At 44.7% G+C, this 519-nt stretch carries 1 protein-coding gene; it reads right to left on the reverse strand.

Going from position 1 to position 519, the window contains the following annotated elements:
- Positions 1 to 519: flotillin domain-containing protein (locus tag LD39_RS21500; protein ID WP_035553954.1), on the reverse strand; the 519-nt coding region annotated here is incomplete at both ends.

A 519-nucleotide genomic window follows, 5' to 3' on the forward strand; every position in this document is an offset into this window, starting at 1 on the left:
CTCTTCATCAAAAGAAAGGTCTTCTTCTTTTGTTGCAGAAGCCTCTTCAAAAGTTTGGTTCTCTTTCTGTCCAAAGTCGTTCACATTTCCACGAGAGACATAACTTTCAAGCATTGCCTTTAAATCCATCCCAGTCGTTTCCTTCAAAGATTCTTGGATGCCAAGCATCGTTGACGTTACACTATTTGCAACCTTGGCTGATCCACCTTGAGAATTGGATCCTCCCATATCGATCACTTTCATATCCTTAATTTGAGAGAGCGGTGCAGAAACTTTCTCTGCATATTCCGGCAGGACACTAATTAGCATTTCCATAATAGCCGCTTCCCCATAATGTTCCATAGCTTTCGCCATACGTTCTTTGGACTCTGCTTCCGCAATACCACGCTGACGAATGACTTCCGCTTCGGATTCACCCTTAATTCGCTCATTCTCAGCTTCTGCCTGCGCACGCTTCGTCACTTCATACGCTTCTGCATCTGCAATAGAGCGGCGGCGTTTGTTTTCTTCTTCCTCAAG

Source organism: Halobacillus sp. BBL2006, from assembly GCF_000786645.1.
In the GTDB taxonomy this organism is placed as follows: Bacteria; Bacillota; Bacilli; order Bacillales; family Halobacillaceae; genus Halobacillus.